The sequence below is a fragment of the Pseudomonas sp. Pseusp21 genome (genome assembly GCF_059492145.1).
This window is the reverse complement of the sequence record NZ_CP168520.1, coordinates 3634070-3655001: the sequence shown is the minus strand read 5'-3', so window position 1 is coordinate 3655001 and position 20932 is coordinate 3634070. Positions and strand designations below refer to the sequence as shown.

Annotated in this window: 20 protein-coding genes; 10 read left to right on the top strand and 10 right to left on the bottom strand. The window is 61.2% G+C overall.

What is annotated here, in order from left to right:
* The first annotated feature begins 23 nt into the window (after positions 1-23).
* Complete coding sequence (locus tag ACEN93_RS16710; protein WP_007954205.1) at positions 24-497, top strand: Lrp/AsnC family transcriptional regulator; 474 nt, start codon at positions 24-26, stop codon at positions 495-497.
* A 37-nt stretch (positions 498-534) separates the two neighbouring features.
* Here ACEN93_RS16710 and lpdA read toward each other — a convergent pair whose 3' ends face one another.
* Positions 535-1935 carry a dihydrolipoyl dehydrogenase gene (gene lpdA / locus ACEN93_RS16705; protein WP_039765024.1) on the bottom strand — a complete coding sequence of 467 codons (1401 nt, stop codon included), beginning with the start codon at positions 1933-1935 and terminating at the stop codon, positions 535-537.
* A gap of 210 nt (positions 1936-2145) precedes the next feature.
* Here lpdA and hflK (ACEN93_RS16700) point away from each other — a divergent pair, with 210 nt between their 5' ends.
* From hflK (ACEN93_RS16700) to cfaB, 5 genes are all read left to right on the top strand, one after another.
* A complete protein-coding gene (hflK, locus tag ACEN93_RS16700) occupies positions 2146-4092 on the top strand; it encodes a protease modulator HflK (RefSeq protein ID WP_210710292.1) in 1947 nt (648 codons plus the stop codon).
* Complete coding sequence (gene hflC, locus ACEN93_RS16695; RefSeq protein ID WP_045121726.1) at positions 4089-5135, top strand: protease modulator HflC; 1047 nt, start codon at positions 4089-4091, stop codon at positions 5133-5135. The genes hflK (ACEN93_RS16700) and hflC overlap by 4 nt, the downstream gene beginning before the upstream one ends.
* Entirely contained in the window at positions 5132-6190 is a 1059-nt protein-coding gene (gene hflK, locus ACEN93_RS16690; RefSeq protein WP_039765030.1) for a protease modulator HflK, read from the top strand. The genes hflC and hflK (ACEN93_RS16690) overlap by 4 nt, the downstream gene beginning before the upstream one ends.
* A complete protein-coding gene (locus tag ACEN93_RS16685) occupies positions 6187-8094 on the top strand; it encodes a heavy metal translocating P-type ATPase (RefSeq protein ID WP_074689865.1) in 1908 nt (635 codons plus the stop codon). The genes hflK (ACEN93_RS16690) and ACEN93_RS16685 overlap by 4 nt, the downstream gene beginning before the upstream one ends.
* Positions 8095-8271: 177 nt before the next feature.
* Positions 8272-9459: a C17 cyclopropane fatty acid synthase CfaB gene (gene cfaB, locus ACEN93_RS16680; RefSeq protein WP_103385797.1), complete on the top strand. Its 1188-nt coding sequence runs from the start codon at positions 8272-8274 to the stop codon at positions 9457-9459.
* 2 nt (positions 9460-9461) lie between these two features.
* Here the strand turns inward: cfaB and cls are convergent, their stop codons facing one another.
* Positions 9462-10901, bottom strand: coding sequence for a cardiolipin synthase (cls, locus tag ACEN93_RS16675; RefSeq protein ID WP_074689867.1), 1440 nt, complete (start codon positions 10899-10901; stop codon positions 9462-9464).
* Positions 10902-11047: 146 nt separating this feature from the next.
* Here cls and ACEN93_RS16670 point away from each other — a divergent pair, with 146 nt between their 5' ends.
* Positions 11048-11566, top strand: a complete 519-nt coding sequence (locus ACEN93_RS16670) for a DUF3617 domain-containing protein (protein ID WP_007954220.1) — start codon at positions 11048-11050, stop codon at positions 11564-11566.
* 37 nt (positions 11567-11603) lie between these two features.
* On the opposite strand, the gene ACEN93_RS16665 is transcribed toward ACEN93_RS16670, so the two are convergent.
* From ACEN93_RS16665 to folE2, 6 genes are read right to left on the bottom strand one after another with little or no spacing between them, the layout of a single operon-like run.
* The gene (locus ACEN93_RS16665) at positions 11604-12941 is read right to left on the bottom strand and encodes a dihydroorotase (protein WP_495610283.1); all 1338 of its coding nucleotides are present in this window, start codon (positions 12939-12941) and stop codon (positions 11604-11606) included.
* A gap of 3 nt (positions 12942-12944) precedes the next feature.
* Positions 12945-13505 carry a gamma carbonic anhydrase family protein gene (locus tag ACEN93_RS16660; RefSeq protein ID WP_495610282.1) on the bottom strand — a complete coding sequence of 187 codons (561 nt, stop codon included), beginning with the start codon at positions 13503-13505 and terminating at the stop codon, positions 12945-12947.
* Positions 13502-14377, bottom strand: a complete 876-nt coding sequence (locus tag ACEN93_RS16655) for a metal ABC transporter substrate-binding protein (RefSeq protein ID WP_085667320.1) — start codon at positions 14375-14377, stop codon at positions 13502-13504. Before ACEN93_RS16655 ends, ACEN93_RS16660 begins: the two co-directional genes overlap by 4 nt.
* Before the next feature lie 11 nt (positions 14378-14388).
* Positions 14389-15255 (bottom strand): metal ABC transporter permease, encoded by an 867-nt coding sequence (locus tag ACEN93_RS16650; RefSeq protein WP_039765042.1) that lies wholly within the window; start codon positions 15253-15255, stop codon positions 14389-14391.
* Positions 15255-15923, bottom strand: a complete 669-nt coding sequence (locus ACEN93_RS16645; RefSeq protein WP_039765044.1) for a metal ABC transporter ATP-binding protein — start codon at positions 15921-15923, stop codon at positions 15255-15257. The genes ACEN93_RS16650 and ACEN93_RS16645 overlap by 1 nt, the downstream gene beginning before the upstream one ends.
* On the bottom strand, positions 15920-16816 hold the full coding sequence (gene folE2, locus ACEN93_RS16640; protein WP_064600558.1) for a GTP cyclohydrolase FolE2: 897 nt from the start codon (positions 16814-16816) through the stop codon (positions 15920-15922). The genes ACEN93_RS16645 and folE2 overlap by 4 nt, the downstream gene beginning before the upstream one ends.
* A gap of 84 nt (positions 16817-16900) precedes the next feature.
* On the opposite strand from folE2, the gene ACEN93_RS16635 reads away from it, so the two are divergent.
* Entirely contained in the window at positions 16901-18100 is a 1200-nt protein-coding gene (locus ACEN93_RS16635; RefSeq protein WP_414882453.1) for an N-acetylmuramoyl-L-alanine amidase, read from the top strand.
* Here the strand turns inward: ACEN93_RS16635 and ACEN93_RS16630 are convergent.
* Positions 18097-18471 carry a hypothetical protein gene (locus ACEN93_RS16630; protein WP_039765049.1) on the bottom strand — a complete coding sequence of 125 codons (375 nt, stop codon included), beginning with the start codon at positions 18469-18471 and terminating at the stop codon, positions 18097-18099. The genes ACEN93_RS16635 and ACEN93_RS16630 overlap by 4 nt on opposite strands.
* A gap of 221 nt (positions 18472-18692) precedes the next feature.
* On the opposite strand from ACEN93_RS16630, the gene zigA reads away from it, so the two are divergent.
* Positions 18693-19898 carry a zinc metallochaperone GTPase ZigA gene (zigA, locus tag ACEN93_RS16625; RefSeq protein WP_085667324.1) on the top strand — a complete coding sequence of 402 codons (1206 nt, stop codon included), beginning with the start codon at positions 18693-18695 and terminating at the stop codon, positions 19896-19898.
* Positions 19898-20548: a DUF1826 domain-containing protein gene (locus tag ACEN93_RS16620; RefSeq protein ID WP_495610281.1), complete on the top strand. Its 651-nt coding sequence runs from the start codon at positions 19898-19900 to the stop codon at positions 20546-20548. Before zigA ends, ACEN93_RS16620 begins: the two co-directional genes overlap by 1 nt.
* A 4-nt stretch (positions 20549-20552) precedes the next feature.
* Here the strand turns inward: ACEN93_RS16620 and ACEN93_RS16615 are convergent, their stop codons facing one another.
* Positions 20553-20909 (bottom strand): NADH:ubiquinone oxidoreductase, encoded by a 357-nt coding sequence (locus ACEN93_RS16615; RefSeq protein WP_103385792.1) that lies wholly within the window; start codon positions 20907-20909, stop codon positions 20553-20555.
* Between the last annotated feature and the right edge of the window lie 23 nt (positions 20910-20932).

The following is a 20932-nucleotide window of genomic DNA, read 5'->3' as shown; positions in this document are numbered from 1 at the left end:
AAAACCATCAGGATCTGCCAACCATGAAACTGGATGCCTTCGACCGCAAGATTCTTGCCGCACTGCAACGGGACGGACGCCTGAGCAACGTACAACTGGCCGACGAAATCGGCCTGTCGGCATCGCCGTGCCTGCGCCGGGTGCGGATGCTCGAAGAGGCCGGGGTGATTCGCGGATATCAGGCCAATCTGGACCGTGATGAAGTGGGGTTGGGGCTGACGGTGTTTGTCGGGGTCAAGGTCGAGCGCCACAACGACGAACAGGCCGAGGCGTTTCACCGGGCGGTGACGGCGTTGCCGGAGGTGATTTCAGCGTTTCTGGTGTCCGGGGAATCGGACTTTCTGCTGCAAGTGGTGGTGCCGGATCTGCGCGCCTACGACCGCTTTCTCACCGGTTGCCTGTTGAAGCTGCCGGGGGTGAGCGATATCCGCAGCAATTTTGCGATCCACACGGTGAAAACGCCCGGCGCATTGCCGCTGGGGCATCTGCCGTCCTGATACTTCCCGCATTGCGCGGGAAGTATTCGCACAGTGCTTACATCTGCGTCGCCATCCCTTCGACATTCATTGCCGCCTGACGCAACGCTTCGGAGCGGGTTGGATGCGGGTGACAGGTCAGCGCGATGTCTTCGGCCGAGGCGCTGAATTCCATGGCCACGCAGAACTCGCCGATCATTTCGCTGACGCTCGGGCCGACCAGGTGTACGCCGAGGACTTCGTCGGTGCGCTCATCAGCGATGACTTTGGCAAAGCCTTCGGTCTCGTGATTGATCTTCGCCCGGCTGTTGGCGGTGAACGGGAATTTGCCGACCTTGTACGCCCGGCCTTCAGCCTTCAGCTGCTCCTCGGTCTTGCCGACGCTGGCCAGCTCCGGGCGGGTGTAGATCACGTTGGGAATCAGCTCGTAATTGACCTCGCCGGCCTTGCCGACGATCTGCTCGATGCAGGCCATGGCTTCGTCTTCGGCCTTGTGCGCGAGCATCGGCCCCGAGGTCACGTCACCGATCACCCACACACCGGGCGCTTCGGTGCGATGCTGTTTGTTGGCGAGCATGCCGCGTTTGTCGGTGCTCAGGCCGACGTTTTCCAGGCCCAGGCCCTGGGTGTACGGACGACGACCGATGGCCACCAGCACATAATCGGCTTCAAGGATTTCCGCGCTGCCGCCAGCGGCAGGTTCGACGCTGAGTTGTACGCCAGTGGCCGAGGAGGTGGCGCTGGTCACTTTCGAGCTCAGCTTGAAGCTGATGCCCTGTTTACTCAGTGAGCGTTGCAGAGTCTTGCCGGCTTCGCCGTCGACACCGGGGCAGATGCGGTCGAGGTATTCCACCACGGTCACCTGCGCGCCGAGCCGGCGCCAGACCGAGCCGAGTTCGAGGCCGATCACGCCCGCACCGATCACCACCAGATGCTTGGGCACTTCGCTCAAGGACAGCGCACCGGTCGAGTCGAGGATGCGCTTGTTGTCGATCTCCACACCGGGCAGGGGAGTGGGCTCGGAGCCGGTGGCGATGACGATGTCCTTGGCAGTCAGCTCGATCCGGCTGCCCTGATCGCCGGTCACGCTGACTTTTCCGGGGCCGTCGATATGGCCCCAGCCCTTGATCCAGTCGACCTTGTTCTTGCGAAACAGGAATTCGATGCCTTTGGTCAGGCCGCTCACGCTTTCGTCTTTCTGTTTCATCATTTGCGCGAGGTTGAGCGTGGGTTTGACCTCGATACCGAGGTTGGCGAACTCCGCTCCCAGCGCTGCTTCGTACAGCTCTGACGCATGCAAAAGCGCCTTGGACGGCATGCAGCCGACGTTCAGGCAGGTGCCTCCCAGCGTGGCGCGGCCCTCGACGCATGCGGCCTTGAGGCCCAGCTGGCCGGCGCGGATCGCTGCGTTATAACCGCCCGGGCCACCGCCCAGAATCACCACGTCATAGTTGCTCATGCTTTTACTCCTGGCTGAAGGATGCGGATCGGTAAAAGTAGTTGGTGCTTAAAATTACGAACGTAATATGTGCGTTTCCAGACATTTCGGTCAAGGCTTCAGGCAAGCGACAGGTTGCCCATCTTTGAATGATGCAAATGAGTACAAATATTTCACGACTTTCGTTATATCGTAACGATATGTGCAGTGAGCCAAAGAGTTTGGGGGGATATGCAAGTCGATCTGGATGAAGGCACGCCGGTGACCGGGTTGCCGCGCTTTCAGCAAGCGGCAACGCAGGGCCGGCGTTTGCGTCGCCTGGCGATCGGTCTGGGCGCGCTGGCCGGGGCAGGGTGGGTGCTGGCATTTTTTGTCGGGCTGTTTGCGCCGCAATCGCTGTGGCCCGCGTTGCTGGTCAATCAGAGCGCGGCGTTGCTGGTGCTGGTCGCCGGGCTGCAATCGGCATGGTGGGTGACGCAATGGCGGGCGTGGGTGATCAATCCCGTCGTGCCGGTGACGGTTGCTGAAGAACCTGCGCCGGATGGCTGGTACGAGCGGCTGCTGGATCGGATGAGCCAGCGCAGTCTGCATCTGCTCGGGCAGATCGGCGCGGCAACGTTGTGGCTTGGCGGGTGGTCGTTGCTGGTGCTGCTGAGCCTCGAGCAGACGTGGAATCTGACGCTGCCGGCGGCGGGTGTGGGGTTGTCCGCCACGGTCGGCGCGGCTATCGCGTTGCTCTTGGCGTTCGGTCTGCTGGTGCTGGAGCGACAGCTGGCGCAGGAAAACCCGGCGCAATGGCCCGAGGCCGGAGCGCTGGCACAGCTGACGCGAGTTGCAATCATCAGTCTGGTGCTGGGCGCGTTGTGCCTGTTGTTCGCCAGTGACAGTGCGATCTGGCCGGTGCGTCTGGCAGTGTTGATCGGCATTCTGCCGGGGCTGGTTGCCTTGGAATTGCTGCTGCGTGCACTGCTGTCGTTGTTCAGCCCGCGCCGCGAACAACTCGAACCGGTGCTGCTGGCCCGTAGTTTCGTCGCCGATCTGCTGCGCTGGCCGCCACAACCGTTGCTTGCGTTGCAGCATGAGTTGCATAACCGCTTCGGCATCGATCTGCGTCAGATCTGGGCCTTCAGTTACATGCGCCGCGCGTTCTTGCCGGTGTTGGTACTGGTAGCAACGGTGGGCTGGTTGCTCACCGGCCTTCACGAAATTCCGATGCAAAGCCGTGGCATTTACGAGCGTTTCGGTAAACCGGTGCAGGTGTTCGGGCCGGGGCTGCATGCGGGTTTGCCCTGGCCGTTGGGGCGTGTGCTGAATGTCGAGAACGGCGTGGTCCATGAATTGGCGACCAGCGTCGGCGAGAACCCGGCACCCGTGCAGTTGGACCCGGCAGAAGGTCCGGCGCCACTGACAGCCAACCGTTTGTGGGACGCCAGTCACGTCAATGACAAGTCCCAGGTTATCGCCAGCAGCCGGGGCGATCAGCAGAGCTTTCAAATCGTCAACATGGACGTGCGCTTCGTCTATCGCATCGGCCTGAGCGATCAAGCCGCACTGGCCGCCACCTACAACAGCGCCGATGTGCCGACGCTGATCCGCAGCACCGCCAGCCGGATTCTGGTGCATGACTTTGCCTCGCGCACACTCGATGGTTTGCTTGGCGAGGACAGGACCGGACTCGCCGAAGAAATCGGCCGCGCCGTGCAAAGCGATCTGCAGAAACTCGACAGCGGCGTGGAAATTCTCGCCACAGTGGTCGAAGCGATACACCCGCCGGCCGGTGCGGCCAATGCCTATCACAGCGTGCAAGCGGCGCAGATCGGCGCTCAGGCGTTGATCTCTCGCGAGCGCGGCGCCGCTGCCGAAGCGAGTAACCAGGCGCAGTTGCAGGCCAGCCTCGCTCGGGATCAGGCCAGTGCCAACGCCCATGAAATCAATGCCACCGCCCGGGCGGCGGATCTGAAGTTCAGCGCCGAACAAAAGGCCTACGCCAGCGCCGGCCAGGCCTTCGTGCTGGAGCAATACTTCAGCCAACTCAGCCAGGGTTTGAGCAAAGCCAAACTGTTGGTACTCGACCATCGCCTGGGCGGCAGCAGTAACGCACCGACCATCGACCTGCGTACGTTCACGCTGCCGGCAGATCCGGCGCGCACCACCGCTCAGCCAGGAGCCACCCATTGAGCCAGTCGCACACTCACGATCACCATGACCACAGCGGCCACGATCATGCTCATGGCGGCGGTCATCACCATCACGGGCATCATCACCATCACCACGGTGCGCCGGAAGAGGCAGGGCCTTTTCCGTGGAAACGTATGGGCTGGGCAGCGTTGCTGGTGGCGTTCGCCATCGCGGCGGCGAGCCTGGTGCAAGTGCGCTCCGGTGAAGCCACGGTCATCACCCGTTTCGGCAATCCGTCCCGCGTGTTGCTGGAGCCGGGTCTGAGCTGGCGCTGGCCGGCACCGTTCGAAGCGGCGATTCCGGTGGATCTGCGTTTGCGCACAACCTCCAGCGGCTTGCAGGACGTCGGCACCCGCGACGGTTTGCGCATCATCGTTCAGGCGTACGTGGCCTGGCAGGTGCAGGGCGATCCCGACAACGTGCAACGCTTCATGCGCGCCGTGCAGAACCAGCCGGACGAAGCGGCGCGGCAGATTCGCACGTTTGTCGGCTCGGCACTGGAAACCACGGCCAGCAGTTTTGATCTGGCCAATCTGGTCAATACCGATGCCAGCCAGGTTCGCATCGCCGATTTTGAAGCGCAGTTGCGCCAGCAAATCGATCAGCAACTGCTCGCCACTTACGGCGTGCGGGTGGTGCAGGTGGGCATCGAACGGCTGACATTGCCATCGGTGACCCTCACTGCAACGGTTGACCGGATGCGCGCCGAGCGCGAAACCATCGCCACCGAGCGCACGGCCATCGGCAAGCGAGAGGCAGCGCAAATCCGCTCCGCCGCCGAACGCGATGCGCGCATCGTGCAAGCCGATGCCACGGTGAAAGCTGCCGATATCGAAGCGCAATCGCGGGTGGAAGCGGCGCAGATTTACGGACGTGCTTACGCCGGTTCGCCGCAGCTGTACAACTTGCTGCGCTCGCTGGATACCCTCGGCACCATCGTTTCGCCGGACACCAAACTGATCCTGCGCACCGACGCCGCGCCGTTCCGGGTGTTGGTCGACGGTCCGCCCAATCTCGACAGCAAGAGCGGATCGCAGCCATGAATGAAGTTCCACGTGGAACACATTCGCTGAACAGTCCGTGGATTCAAGCGGGACGTCTGGCGTTTTTCGCTCTGTATGCGGTGACAGTGCTCGCGGCATTGGCCTGGGCGTTTTCCAATGTCCGGCAGATCGATCCGCAAAACCGCGCGGTGGTTTTGCATTTCGGAGCGCTGGATCGCATTCAGAATGCCGGGTTGTTGTTGGCGTGGCCGCAGCCGTTCGAACAGGTGGTTTTGTTGCCGGCGGCGGATCGGGTGATCGAGCGCAGAGTGGAAAACTTGCTGCGCAGCGATCAGGCCCTGCAGGCGGATCGCGTGGCAACCTTCGCCACGCCGCTGAGTGATGCGCTCGCCGGTTCCGGTTATCTGCTCACCGGTGACGCCGGTGTTGTGCAGCTGGATGTGCGGGTGTTCTACAAGGTCACCGATCCTTATGACTTTGTGCTGCAAGGCGAGCACGTGCTGCCGGCGCTGGATCGAGTGGTGACCCGCAGCGCAGTGGCGCTGACGGCCGCGCGGGACCTGGACACGATTCTGGTCGCACGACCAGAGCTGATCGGCGCTGACAATCAGGCCGCCGAACGTCGCGAACGACTGCGCGGCGATCTGGTGCAAGGCATCAACCGCCGCCTCGCCGAGTTGAAGGCGAGCGGTCAGGGCATCGGCATCGAAGTAGCACGGGTCGATGTGCAATCGAGTCTGCCGGAGCCGGCGGTGAGCGCGTTTAACGCGGTCCTCACCGCCAGCCAGCAAGCCGACAAAGCGGTCGCCAATGCCCGCACCGAGGCCGAGAAGCTCACTCAGTCCGCCAACGAACAGGCTGACCGCACGCTGCAAGTCGCCCACGCCCAGGCAGGTGAGCGCCTGGCCAGAGCTTCCGCCGACACGGCGACGGTATTGAGCCTGGCCAAGGCGCAACAGCAGGGCACGGACCCGCAAATGCTCTTGCGTCTGTACCGCGAGCGGATGCCGAAGATTCTCGGTCAGGCCGGTTCGGTCACCACGGTCGATCCAAAAGACGATTCACGCCTGATCATTCAGGGAGCCAGCAAATGACTGCCACCACCACCGCACCGAGCTTGTTGTCCTCGGCCGAACAACGCCGCGCCGCGCGCCAGTTGACCTTGGCAATGCTCGCCCTCGGCTTGCTTGGTCTGGGGTTGATCTGGCGCTGGTTGATGCCGGAACAGACGGGCGTCAGTCAGTTGCTGCTCGGATTTGCTTCTTTGTTAGTCGCGGTGCCGGTAATGCGTTCGGCGTGGTTCAGCCTGCGTTATCCGAGCCTGCACGGCATCACCGACCAGTTGATCGCCCTGGCGATGATCGGGGCCTGGGCCACGGGCGATCTGCTCACGGCGGCGCTGTTGCCGATCATCATGATCTTCGGCCACGTGCTGGAAGAACGCAGTGTGATCGGTTCCGAGGAAGCGATTCATGCCCTCGGCCAATTGACCCGCAGCCACGCGCGCAAGGTGCAGGCGGACGGCTCGATCATCGAAGTCGACAACGGCACGCTCAAGGCCGGCGACAAAGTCGAAGTGCGCGCCGGGGATCGAGTGCCGGCGGACGGTCGGGTTTTATCCGGCCAGGCCAGCCTCGATACGGCGTCGATCACCGGTGAGTCGGTGCCGGTCGAGGCGGGCGTCGGCATGGCGGTATTCGGCGGTGCGATCAACCTCGACGGGCTGCTGCGAATCGAAGTGACTCGCACCGGGGATGAGTCCACCCTCGGCAAAGTCATCGCGCTGATGCAGAACGCCGAACGCTCCAAACCACCGATCACTCGTTTGCTCGAACGTTATGCCGGCAGTTACATGGTGCTGGTGTTGCTGCTCGCGGCGGTGACCTGGTTTATCACCAACGATGCGCAGGCGATGCTCGCGGTGCTGGTGGCGGCATGCCCATGCGCGCTGGTGTTGTCGGCACCTGCCACGGCGATTGCCGGGGTGGCGGTGGCGGCGCGGCACGGGATTCTGATTCGCAGTTCGGCATTCCTTGAGGAGCTGGCCGATCTCACTTCGCTGGTCGTCGACAAGACCGGCACCCTGACGTACGGCACGCTGCGCTTGCAATCGATCAACAGCCTGCGAGCAGATCACGGGTCGGTGATGGCGCTGGCTGCAAGCCTGGGTGCGGCTAGCAGCCATCCGGTCAGCCGCGCGCTGGCCGGACTGGTCAGCGCAGAAGAGGCGCTGGTGCTGACCGATATTCATGAGCGGCAGGGGCTGGGCGTAGTGGCCAAAACCGCGCAAGGCGACGCCGCACTCGGGCGTCCGGAGCTGTTTGCGCAGTTGGGCATCCCGACCACCGCCATCCCCGAACACGATGGCCCGATTGCCGGGCTGGCACTGAACGGCGAATTCCTTGCCTGGCTGTTGCTGGCCGACACCGTCAAACCGGAAGCGCGATTTGCGTTGAGCGAACTGCGTGATCTCGGGTTGGGGCGGCAACTGCTGTTGACCGGTGACCGTCAGAGCGTCGCGCAAACCCTCGCCAGGGATGTCGGCCTGCACGAAGTCGAAGCCCAGGCGTTGCCCGAAGACAAGCTCAATCGAGTGCTCAAGGAAATCGACAACGGCTTCCGGCCGATGGTGGTCGGCGACGGGATCAACGATTCGTTGGCGCTCAAGGCGGGTGTTGTGGGTGTGGCGATGGGCGCGGGCGGCGCGGATATTGCGCTGGCATCCGCCGATATCGTACTGATCGGCAGCGACCTGCGGCGGCTCGGCACCTGTGTGCGCCTGAGCCGCCAGTGCCGACGGACCTTGCAGGTGAACGTGATCATCGGTCTGGGCTGGACGCTGGCCATCGTGGTGTTCGCGGCCTTCGGCTGGCTCGGTGCGGCGGGGGCGATGATCGCCGCGTTGCTGCACAATCTGAGTACGCTGTTGGTGCTGGGCAATGCCGGACGCTTGCTGCGTTTTCAGGAACCACTGCTGAAGCTCAAAGCGTCGGACTGATCAATTTTCGAACTGTGCGCCGGTCTCGCAGTCATTTGAGAAGGCGCACTGAACCAGGGATGACAGCGCGATGACAGCCTCTGAGGCTGATAGTCGGCGACTATCAAATCGATAGCCTGCTAATTTTCAAGGATGGTCTACCCTCAGATCAGACGTCTGAAACCAGGGGGATATTCCATGCTCGCGCAACTTCCACCGGCCTTACAGAATCTGCAGCTTCCGCTACGCCTGCGACTCTGGGACGGCCATGAATTCAATCTGGGCCCGACGCCCAGTGTCACCATCGTGGTCAAGGACCCGTTGATGGTGTCCCAGTTGACTCATCCAAGTCTCGACGCGCTGGGGGCGGCGTTCGTCGAGGGCAAACTCGAACTGGAAGGCTCGATCAGCGAGGTCATCCGGGTGTGCGATGAGTTGAGCACGGCGCTGCTCGACGAGGACGAAGACAGTCAGCCGGTGCGCACCGTGCATGACAAGGAAACCGACGCCAAAGCCATTTCCTATCACTACGACCTTTCCAACGCGTTCTACCAGCTGTGGCTGGACAGCGACATGGCGTATTCCTGCGCGTATTTCGAAACCGGCAGCGAATCCCTGGAGCAAGCCCAGCAAGCCAAGTTCCGGCACCTGTGCCGCAAGCTGCGCCTACAGCCCGGCGACTATCTGCTGGACGTTGGTTGTGGCTGGGGCGGACTGGCGCGGTATGCCGCCCGTGAGTTCGGCGCCAAGGTCTTCGGTATCACCCTGAGCAAAGAGCAACTGGCCCTGGCCCGCGAGCGTGTCAAAGCCGAGGGGCTGGAAGATCAGATCGAACTGCAACTGCTCGACTACCGCGATCTGCCCCGGGACGGGCGTTTCGACAAAGTGGTCAGCGTCGGCATGTTCGAGCACGTCGGCCACGCCAACCTCGCCGAATACTGCAAAACCCTGTTCGGCGCGGTGAAAGAGGGCGGTCTGGTGATGAACCACGGCATCACCGCCAAGCACACCGATGGCCGCCCTGTGGGGCGCGGCGCCGGGGATTTCATCGAGAAATATGTGTTCCCCAACGGCGAGCTGCCGCACCTGGCGATGATCTCGGCCGAGATCAGCGAAGCGGGTCTGGAAATCGTCGACGTCGAGAGTCTGCGCCTGCACTACGCGCGCACGCTGGACCACTGGAGCGAACGGCTTGAGGACAACCTCGAAGCCGCTGCGAAACTGGTGCCGGACCAGGCGCTGCGTATCTGGCGTCTGTACCTGGCGGGCTGCGCTTATGCGTTCGCTCGCGGCTGGATCAACCTGCACCAGATCCTCGCCGTGAAGGCCCATGCCGATGGCAGCCATGAACTGCCGTGGACGAGGGACGACATCTACCACCCTTGAACCTAGAGGATCGGTGAAATCAGCCGGGCGATCCGCATACCGACCTGTTGCAGGCGGTGGATCTCCCGGCTTTCTTCTTTGGCGACTTCGTAGGCCTGGGCGAAATCATCGTTGAGCATCTGTTCCACGCTGGCGGCAAATTCGCTGTCGACGGTCAGCAGCATTACCTCGAAATTCAGCCGGAACGAGCGGTTGTCCAGGTTGGCACTGCCGATGGCGCTGATTTCGCTGTCGATCAACACCACTTTCTGATGCAGGAAACCCGGTTCGTAGCGGAATACCCGCACGCCGGCGCGCACCGCTTCGAACGCATACAGGCTGGAGGCGGCGTAGACGATGCGGTGGTCGGGGCGCGAAGGCAGCAACAGGCGCACGTCGACTCCGCGCAGCACCGCGAGGCGCAATGCTGCGAATACGGCTTCGTCGGGAATGAAGTAGGGGCTGGTGATCCACACGCGCTCGGTGGCGGCGTGGATGGCTTCGACGAAGAACAGCGAGCAGGTTTCGTAAGCATCCGCCGGGCCACTGGCGAGCAATTGGCAAAGCACGCCGTCCTCCGGGTACGCGTCCGGCAGGATCAGCGGCGGCAATGACCGCGCGGCCCAGAACCAGTCTTCGGCAAACGACTCCTGCATGCACGCCACCACCGGGCCGCGCACCTGGACGTGAGTGTCGCGCCACGGCGCCAGCGGTGGTTTTTCACCCATGTACTCGTCGCCGACGTTGTGGCCGCCGACAAACCCGATCAGCCCGTCGACCACCACGATCTTGCGGTGGTTGCGAAAATTCACCTGGAAACGATTGAGCCAGCCGCTGCGGGTGGCAAACGCCTTGACCTCGACGCCTCCGTCGCGCAGCGCCTGCACGTAGCTGTGGGGCAGGGCGTGGCTGCCGATACGGTCGTAGAGCAAATGGATCACCACGCCTTCGGCGGCTTTCTTCAGCAGCAGGTCACGCAGGCGCTGACCGAGACGATCGTCGTGAATGATGAAAAACTGGATCAGCACCGCTTCCCGCGCCTGGTCGATTGCGTGGAAAATCGCCTCGAAGGTCGCCGCGCCATTGATCAGCAATCGCACTTCATTGTTGGCCAGGCACGGCATGCGCCCCAGCTTCGGCATCGCCCGCAACGAATCGTAAGCATTCGAGGCGCGGGCGGTCAGGGCCTCTTCCACCCACGGCCGCCAGTTGAGCTCGGAAATCGCCAGGCGCATTTGTTCGTTGGCCTGACGGCGGGCCTTGATGTAGCCATCGAAGGTGCTGCGGCCGAACACCAGATAAGGAATAAGGGTGAGGTAGGGAATGAAGATCAGCGACAGCGCCCAGGCGATCGAGCCTTGGGCGGTGCGTACGGTCAATACGGCATGGATCGCGGCGATCGAGCCGAGGGTGTGTATCAGGGCGATCAGGTAACCGAAAATGTGCGGTCCGAAATAATCCATGGGGCAACCTTGCTCCTGAAGATTCAATGCTTAACAGACCATGTTCCATGGCGATTGTCGCTATTTGTTTTCACGCCGTCAGCGCCCGCCATGAACCGAAACAGGCGGCCGGCGTCTAACGGCCACTACTGATCAGGAGTTTTTCAATGAACGTTCGTCTGCTGGGTTTGGCGCTGGGCCTGGGTTTGGCCTTGCCGGTGGTTGCTCAGGCGCAAATGCTGCAGCCGGGGTTGTGGGAAATGACGTCGAGCAATGTGAAGGTCGATGATCAGGTGATGGATGTGCAATCGATCCTCGGCCAGATTCAGGGCCAGATCACCCCGCAGCAGCGGGCGGAACTGGAGAAGCAGGGGATCAATATCGGTGGCAAGGGTATCCGCGCCTGCCTGACGCCGCAGCAGGTGGCAACCAACGATATCCCGCTGGCGGACCCGCAGTCGGGTTGCAAACAGCAGATCACCGAGCGCGTCGGCAACCAGTGGAAATTCCGCTTCAGTTGCCCGAAAGCCCAGGGCACCGGCGTCGCGACGTTCCTCAGTGATCGTGAGTTCACCACCGTCGCCAACGGCACTTTCAACGCTATCGGGATCAACCAGAAGGGCAGTCTGGAAACCCGGGCGGTCTGGCTGGGGCAGGATTGCGGTACCGTCAAACCGAGAGCGTAAATCAAACCGCCTCCACATCGAGTGGAGGCGGTTTTTTTCAGCGCATGAACCGCAGCGGCAATCCCTGACAGTTGTCATGGATCCGATGGTCATGCCACGCAATCAGCCCCGACACCATCGTCGTGCTGACCCGATGCCGAAAGCTGCGCTGAGCGAAGGGCGTCCAGCCGCATTGCGACAGAACCGGTTGGCGGGACACCGCGACACCCCCAGGCTCCGGTTGAACCAACACCAGATCCGCCCAATATCCTTCACGTAAATAACCGCGATCCGGAATGGCAAACAGATCGGCCACCCGGTGGCTGGTCTTCGCCACCAGCGTGGTGATCGGCAATACGCCATCCGCCACCAGTTCCAGAAGCGCCGGCAGCGCGTGTTGCACCAGTGGCAGTCCAGACGGCGCCTGTTCATACGCTTGCTGCTTTTCCGCCCAGGTGTGCGGTGCGTGATCGCTGCCGATCACGTCCAGTCGATTGCTCAGCAGTGCCTGACGCAAGGCATCACGATCGGCTTGGGACTTGATCGCTGGATTGCATTTGATCAGGTTGCCAAGCTTCGGATAGTCACGGTCATCGAACAGCAAGTGATGCAGGCAGACTTCGGCGGTGACGCGTTTTTGCGACAGCGGTTTGTCTTCGAACAACGCCAGCTCGCGGGCCGTTGTCAGGTGCAGGACGTGCAGGCGAGTGCCATGACGTTTGGCCAGATCCACCGCCAGAGACGATGAACGAAAGCAGCTGTCGGCATTACGGATCAGCGCATGGGCATCGGCTGGCAATTGGTTGCCGAAGCGTTCGCGCAGGTTCGCGGCGTTCGCATCGATGCTCGGCGTGTGTTCACAGTGGGCCAGCAGAATCGTCGGCACTTTGGCGAACAGACGCTCGAGGGTGTTGGGGTCGTCCACCAGCATGTTGCCGGTGGACGCGCCCATGAACACTTTGACCCCGGCCACTTCGCTCGGGTTGAGTGCTGCGACCGTGTCCAGATTGTCGTGACTGACGCCGAAGTGAAAACCGTAGTTGGCCACCGAGTTGATTGCCGCCCGGCGCTTTTTGTCGGCCAGCGCTTCGAGAGTCAGAGTGGCAGGGTGGGTGTTGGGCATGTCCATGAAACTGGTGATGCCGCCGGCCACGGCTGCACGGGACTCGGTGTGGATGCTGCCCTTGGCCGGCGCACCCGGCTCACGGAAATGCACTTGGTCATCAATCATTCCCGGCAGCAGCCATTGACCGTCGGCGTCGATTTCACGGGTCGCGTTTTCCCCTTCGATGCTGCCGGCGATCTTGACGATGCGCCCGTGGCTGACCAACAGATCGGCGTCGAACTCACGCCCCTCGTTCACCAGCCGCGCATTGCGAATCAACACACTGCTCATGATTCAGAACTCGTTCTGCAAGGCTTTGTAGCCGCGCACCAGGTCGACGTTGGTGCGCGCCACATCTTCGGAAAACTCCGAAGCGCTCACGCTCACCGGCGGGAATTGCGAGAGGTCGGTGCCCGGGCCGATGCGCGTGGTGGAGGGCACGTAGAACGCGTCCGGCAGATCTCGGCCGTCGACCACCGAGTTGTGCCGCACCACACAGCCGTTGCCCACCACGCAATTGAACAGCACGCTGTTGAAACCGATGAACACCCGGTCGCCGACCGTGCACGGGCCATGCACGATCGAGCGGTGGGCGATGGAGCTGAATTCGCCGATAGTCACCGCCGCGCCGGATTTGGAGTGGATCACCACGCCGTCCTGGATGTTCGAATTGGCGCCGATGGTGATCGGCTCCATGTCGCCCGTGGCGTCCACTTCATCGGCGCGGATCACCGCGTACGGGCCGACGAATACGTTTTCACTGATGACGACTTTGCCGCAGATGATCGCGGTTTTATCGACGTAGGCAGACTCGGCAATCTGCGGCAAATCACCGGAAGGATTTTTACGGATCATGGTTGGCTCAGGGCTTGGTAAAGAGTGTTGAGGTTGTATTCGAACAGCCCTGTGAAGGTGCTGGCCGGACCGCTGGCGGCGAGGGCGTCGGAGTACAGCGTGCCGCCGATGTGTGCGCCGCTTTCGTCGGCGATCTGTTTGAGCAGGCGCGCGTCCTTGATGTTTTCCATGAACACCGCTTTAACCTTGGCCTGACGAATCTGGGTGATCAGCGCGGCGACTTCGGCAGCGGAAGGTTCGCGTTCGGTGGACAGACCTTGTGGCGCCATGAAGTCTATGCCGTACGCCTGACCGAGATAACCGAAGGCGTCGTGGCTGGTGACGATCTTGCGGTTGCCCGGCGGCAAGGAACCGAGCTTCGCTTTCGCTTGGGCGAGGAGGGCGTAGATCTGTTTCAGGTAGGCCTGGCTGTTGCGCTCGTAGTCGGCTTTGTTTGCCGGGTCAGCGGCGATCAGCGCCTTGGTGATGTTGGCGATGTAGAGCTCGGCGTTCGCCAGGTTGTGCCAGGCGTGAGGATCGGGAACGGTTTCGCCGTCCTCATCCAGCGACCGCGGAATCACGCCGCGACTGGCGCTGATCACCGGGGCTCTGGTGTCGGTGCTGGCGACCAGCCGATCCAGCCACGGCTCGAAACCCAGACCGTTCTTGACGATCAGTTTCGCCTTGAGCAGGGCTTTGGCGTCGTCCGGAGTGGGTTCGTAAGTGTGGGCATCGGCGTCAGGGCCGACCATGTTGGTGATCTGGATATGCTCGCCGCCGACCTGATGCACCATGTCGGCAAGGATGCTGAAACTGGTGACCACCGGCAGTTTTTCCGCCGCCGATAACGACATCGACAGCATCAGGCTGAACAGCACGAGTAGAGCGCGCATCGGGAAACACCTCATTGGGATGTGAGCAAAGGCGGGCGGCGCAACAGACCGTGAACCGGTCCGAACACCACGGACAACAGGTAACCGCCACCGGCGACCAACACGATGGCCGGTCCGCTGGGCAGCGAGTAGTAGAACGACAGCAACAGGCCGAGCCATACCGATGCGCAACCGATGAGCGCGGCGATAGCGATCAGGATCGGCAGGCGCCGGCTCCAAAAGCGTGAGGCGGCGGCCGGCAGCATCATCAGGCCGACCACCATCAAGGCGCCGATGGCCTGGAAACCGATCACCAGATTGAGCACCACCAGCGTCAGGAACACGCCATGGGCGACGGGGCCGAGTCGGCTGACCGTGCGCAGAAAAAACGGATCGAGCGTGTCGAGTAGCAACGGTTTGTAGATCAGTGCCATGGCCATCAGGCTGAGTGCCGACACCCACAGCATGCCGTTGAGGGTCGGCCCATCGACCGCCAAAGCGGAGCCGAACAGCAGGTGCAGCAAATCGAGTCGCTTGCCAGCGATGCCGAGAATCAGCACGCCGCTGGCCAACGAGATGGGATAGATCGCGGCGAGGCTGGCGTCTTCGCGCAGGCCGGTGCGCCGGGTGATCCACGCGGCGAGTCCGGCCATGCTCAGGCCGGCACCGAGTCCGCCGAGGGTCAAGGCCGGCAGACTCAACCCGGCGAACCAGAACCCCAGCGCGGCGCCGGGGAGGATGCCGTGGGCGACGGCGTCGCCAATCAGGCTCATCCGGCGCAGGATCAAAAACACGCCCAATGGCGCGGTGCTGCACGCCAGGACCAGACCGCCGAGGAGGGCCCGGCGCATAAAGACGAACTCGTGGAACGGTTGCCATAAATGGCTCAGCGTGAGCATCAGGCCACCTGCGTGTGAGGTGTTTGCTGAATGAGGTCGGTGCTGCTGCCGAATGCGCAGCCGCTCTGTTTGATCAGCAAGGTCTGTGGAATGTGTTGGCGCACGGCGGCAAGGTCATGGCAAACCACCACCAGGGTTCGTCCCTGCTCATGCCAGGCGTGCAGGTGTTGCCACAACAGTTTCTGCCCCAGTTCGTCGAGCGCGGCATGGGGTTCGTCGAGCAGCAGCAACGGAGTGTCGGCCAGACTCAATCGGGCGAGCAGGGCGCGTTGCAGTTCTCCGCCGGAGAGGGCCATCAGGGGACGATGTTCCAGTCCGCTCAGATGCCAGTCTTCCAGTGCGGATTCGAGACGCTGGGCTCTGAGATGCGACGACAGTCGGCGTCCCCAGAAACCGGCGGCCACCAACTCTTGAAGACTGATCGGGAACTGTCGATCCAGATGCTGTTGCTGAGGCAGGAAGGACAAACCGCTTTGGCGTGGAACACCCAGTTCGACTTTGCCGGCCAGCGGTCGCTGTAATCCGGCGATGACTTTGAGCAGGCTGCTTTTGCCGCTGCCGTTGACGCCGATGATTGCCGTCAGACTGCCGCTTTCCAGCCGAAGGTTCAGAGGCGCAGTGAGCGGTTGGCCGGGTGTTCCCCAGCTCAGGTTCTGGCAACGAATCATGGCTGCTCCCGGCGCCAGTGACTTTCGGCGACCGCATCGTGGGCATGAAGGCTTTCGGCGTGGATGACTCGGACGTGAAACTCGCTGATACCGGGTGAACGACGCAGGGCCAGATTCAGGCGTCGAGCAGCGTCTTCGCAGAACATCAGGTTCTGGCCGTTGGCGAGGGCGAAGGCTTGTTCGTCGGCGCGCTTTACGGCGGTTTGTACGGCGGTGCCGAGGGCTGCTTCGGCGTCGTTGATGATAGACGTCAGCGGCAATTCGTCGACGAATTCGTCCAGATGCAGATGCAACTGGGCGGTACTGCGTTGGCTGTGAGGTGTGGCCACGATGCCTTGAGTCGAACCCAACCACGCCAATACGTCGGCGTGCTGCAGCGGTTTGTTGGCAAAGTCGTCGATGAATTGTTGCTGGATCAGTTGCCTCGCCAATGCTGCAGAACACGGGCAAGTCGACGAGTAAGCCACCTCCATTTTCAGTTCCACGTGGAACATTTTGCTTTTCAGGTGGGCTGAAACAGTGACGGGGTAGGTTTTCCATCCTGCCAAAGGACTGACCAATGCCGACCTTCTCAGCAATAAATCTGTGTGGATATTGAGATAGGCGGCTTCGGAAAGATCTTCGTGGCTGTCGAGAAAACGCTGCAGAACTTTTCGCAAAAGGGCGGGAGAAAGGTTCTCCTGCTCCAGCGCTTCCAGCCCCAGATAGAGCCGCGACATGTGAATGCCGCGTGCGTCTCCATCATCAAGACTGACGCCTGCATCCGCTTTTGCAGCCAAGCGTTGGCCTTCGATAAACACAGGTAATGCAATGCCGCACATTCCCACCCATTCGAGTGGCAGGGCCTGGCGGGCGGCTTGAGCCGCGACATCCGGCAAAGTCAGCGCGTTCATGAGCAGTTCCATCATGGTGATTGAATTTAATGTTACATTATAACAATTCAAACCACGATGCCTTTTTCATGAACAGGCTTTCATATGCACAGACGCCACTTGCTCAACCTGATGCTGGCCAGCGCGGCCTTTGTTTTGCCTTTTTCGGTGTCCGCTACGCAGATACGCAATGCGCGGCTTTGGCGTTCGGATGACAAGCTTCGGCTGGTGTTCGATCTGAGTGGTCCTGTGAGCTACAAGACCTTCACCTTGAGTGCGCCGGAGCGGTTGATCATCGATTTGAGCGGCGCCAGCCTGAGTGGGGATTTCAGCCAGTTGGCGTTATCCGGCACCCCTATTCATTCGATCCGCTCCGGCCATTTTGGCCAAGGGAACACCCGGATCGTGCTGGATCTAAGCAGCCCGGTTCAGCTCAACTCATTTTTGTTGGCGCCTCAAGATGGGCAAGGACATCGCCTGGTTTTGGACTTGATGAGCGCATCATCGGGGCCGCCTCCAAGCGTTCCACGTGAAACACCCCAGGAAAAATCCCACCCCAAGCGCGACATCATGGTGGTGGTCGACCCTGGTCATGGCGGAAAAGATCCGGGTGCAATCGGCGCCAAAGGCGAGCGGGAAAAGGATGTGGTTTTGTCTATTGCACAACTACTCGCACGTCGGCTTAAACGAGAGAAAGGATTTGATGTGAAGCTGGTTCGTAACGACGATTTCTTCGTCCCGTTGCGCAAGCGTGTGGAGATTGCGCGTCAGCACAAGGCCGATATGTTCATCTCGGTGCACGCCGATGCTGCACCGCGTCTGACGGCTTCCGGGGCGTCGGTGTACTGCTTGTCCGAAGGTGGCGCTACGTCCGCCACCGCGCGGTTCATGGCGCAGCGTGAGAACGGTGTGGATCTGCTTGGCGCCACCAGCCTGCTCAATCTCAAGGACAAGGATCCGATGCTCGCTGGCGTGATCCTCGACATGTCGATGAACGCAACCATCGCTGCCAGTCTGCAACTGGGAAGCACAGTGCTGGGCAGCCTGGCCGGCATCACCACGCTGCATCAAAAGCGCGTGGAACAGGCTGGATTTGCCGTTCTGAAATCGCCGGATGTGCCGTCAATCCTGGTGGAAACCGGGTTCATTTCCAACGCACGGGACAGTCAGCGCTTGGTGACCGCGCGTCATCAGCAGGCCGTGGCGGACGGTTTGTTTGAGGGCTTGCAGCGCTATTTCCAGAAGAATCCACCTGTCGACAGCTATATGGCCTGGCAACAAGAGCAGAAAGGATCGCGGGTTTAGCAGCCAGTGATCCGGCTGCAGGTGAACTTCGCACTGCTGCCGCCTGAGCTGGAGAACCGATTGATCGTCGTCCAGCCCACTCGCCGGTTGTAGCCAACCCAGGCTTCTCCATCGGAAGCGATGCCGGTGAAGAAGGTCAGTTGCCCATAGCGGCTGTTGGTTTGTGCCCAGTAGCGGTTTCCCGCTTTCTCGAATCCGCGCAGGTAAATCGTGCTGCCGACGGTGTTGACGCTGTAGGCGTTGCCGTTGGCATCGATGCACGCCAAAAGGTTCGCGCTGCGCGTGCAATTGGCGAGTCCCGGCACTTGTGCTTCGGCCTTCAGCGTCAGCAATGCCAGGCAGATAAACGAGTATTTCAGCGCGGTTTTCATGACTTAACTCGGCGACGACCTATTGCAGCTTCCGGCCCTTTGTCACTTTGGGCAAGAAGAGAGTGGATTGATTTTGTTGTTATACTATAACATTAATCGGACAAGGCTTTCCGTGGCTTCCATTTCAAGCGTCTGCTTCCCTGGTGATCTCATCGAAGCTCAAGAACGCTCGCCCCGAGAGCCTCAGCGTTGTTTAGCGATCGTCTGATGAGGTTTATCCAATGTCTTCCCGACTTCCCGTGACCGTTTTGTCCGGCTTTCTCGGTGCCGGAAAAAGTACACTTTTGAATTACGTACTACGTAACAGAGACGATCTGCGCGTCGCCGTTATCGTCAACGATATGAGCGAGATCAATATCGATGGCAGCGAAGTCCAGCGTGATGTCAGCCTGAACCGTGCAGAAGAGAAGCTCGTGGAAATGAGCAATGGCTGTATCTGCTGTACGTTACGTGAGGACCTTCTGGAAGAGGTCAGTCAGTTGGCCCGCGAAGGCCGCTTCGACTATTTGCTGATCGAGTCCACCGGAATCTCCGAGCCGTTGCCAGTGGCCGAGACATTCACCTTCCGTGATGAGCAGGGGCAAAGCCTCGCCGACATCGCTCGCCTCGACACCATGGTCACTGTAGTCGACGGTATGAGCTTCCTGCCGGACTACCTGGCCGCTGAAAACCTCGCCTCCCGTGGCGAATTCCTCGGTGAAGAAGATGAGCGTTCGATCACCGATCTGCTGATCGAGCAGATCGAATTCGCCGACGTCCTGTTGATCAGCAAGATCGACCTGATCAGCAGTCGCGAGCGGGAAGAGCTGATGGCCATTCTCAGACGCCTCAACGCTCAGGCCGAGATCATTCCGATGGTCATGGGTGAGGTACCGCTGGAGAAAATTCTCAATACCGGTCGTTTCGACTTCGAAAAGGCCGCCCAGGCCCCGGGCTGGTTGCAGGAATTGCGTGGCGAACATGTGCCGGAAACCGAGGAGTACGGCATCGCATCCACGGCCTATCGGGCGCGCCGGCCCTTTCATCCGCAGCGTTTCTTCGACTTCATCGATCGTCCTTGGGTAAACGGCAAACTGCTGCGCTCCAAAGGCTTCTTCTGGCTGGCCAGCAAACCCACCGACGCCGGTAGCTGGTCTCAGGCAGGTGGCCTGATGCGCCACGGTTTCGCCGGGCGCTGGTGGCGCTTCGTGCCTAAAGAACAGTGGCCGCAGGATCAGGAAAGTACCGCCGCGATTATGGAAAACTGGATCGCCAGCGTAGGCGATTGTCGCCAGGAGCTGGTGTTTATCGGGCAGAACATCGATTTCGCACAGCTGTCGTCGGAACTCGATGATTGCCTGCTGACCGATGCCGAGATGGCGCTCGGTACTCAAGGCTGGCTACAGCTACGTGATCCTTTTGGCTCCTGGCACGACGAGGTCGCCTGATGCTCGCCCTGAAACCGCTGCCAGGCAGCACGCGTCATCAGTCTTTCGGCCAGACCCCTCAGGCGCTGGCGAACATACTCGACGATGAAATCAACCTCGCGGTCTGGCAACGACAGCTTCCGCTGCACATTGCCGAATTTGCGGACTTATTGTTGTCTCTGAACGAACCTTACGCCGAGGCGCTGTGCCTGGAATTGCCGGACGAAGACGCAGAACCGGATCTCACGGGACTGGCCAGCGGCTTTCGCGATCTGGAAGGCTACGAAGGGTTTGTCGCCGACTTGAAATGGCTGGTCAGCGCCTTCGCCTGCCTGCTGGGCGCGCGGCGAATCGGCTTGCGCCTGCGGGTGCTGGACAAGGCGATGTGTCCGCGTTTCCACGTCGATCATGTGCCGGTGCGGTTGATCACCACGTACGCCGGTGTCGGCAGTGAATGGCTAAGGGAAGGGCAGATGGACCGTCGGCAACTGGGACAACCGCAAGCCGAGCCCCAGGATATGTCACGGATTCAGCAATTGAATCGCGGCGAAGTGGCATTGCTCAAGGGCGAAAAATGGCACGGCAACGAAGGTTTCGGCCTGATTCATCGCTCGCCGCAACCGGCGCCAGGTGAGCGGCGGCTGATGCTGACCCTCGACTGGCTCGGATAGCGCCTCAGGGCTTGAGCCATTTCCCCTGGCTCTGAGCCTCGCAATAGGGCTGCAAATACGCCGTATCGGTGGCCACGCCGTAATAGTGGATATCCTGGCGATAAGGCATATTGGCGACTTGCGCGTTGCTGCACACGCCGAACGCGCCGGCGGGGCACTGGTCGACGTATTGAACCTCGACTTTCTGCCCGGCCAGGGTCGGCTGGCAGAAGCCGTCGTTGAACAGTTTTTCCGGGATGTTGCGGTTCTGCTGGCAGACTTTCACGTCGAGCCGCTCCGCCTGACTGTGCACCACGCAGGCCTGGGCCAAAGCCTCGCTCGACACCAGCGTCAGCAGCAACGACCATCCCATCCACCGCATCTTCGACCTCCAGAAAACCTTGA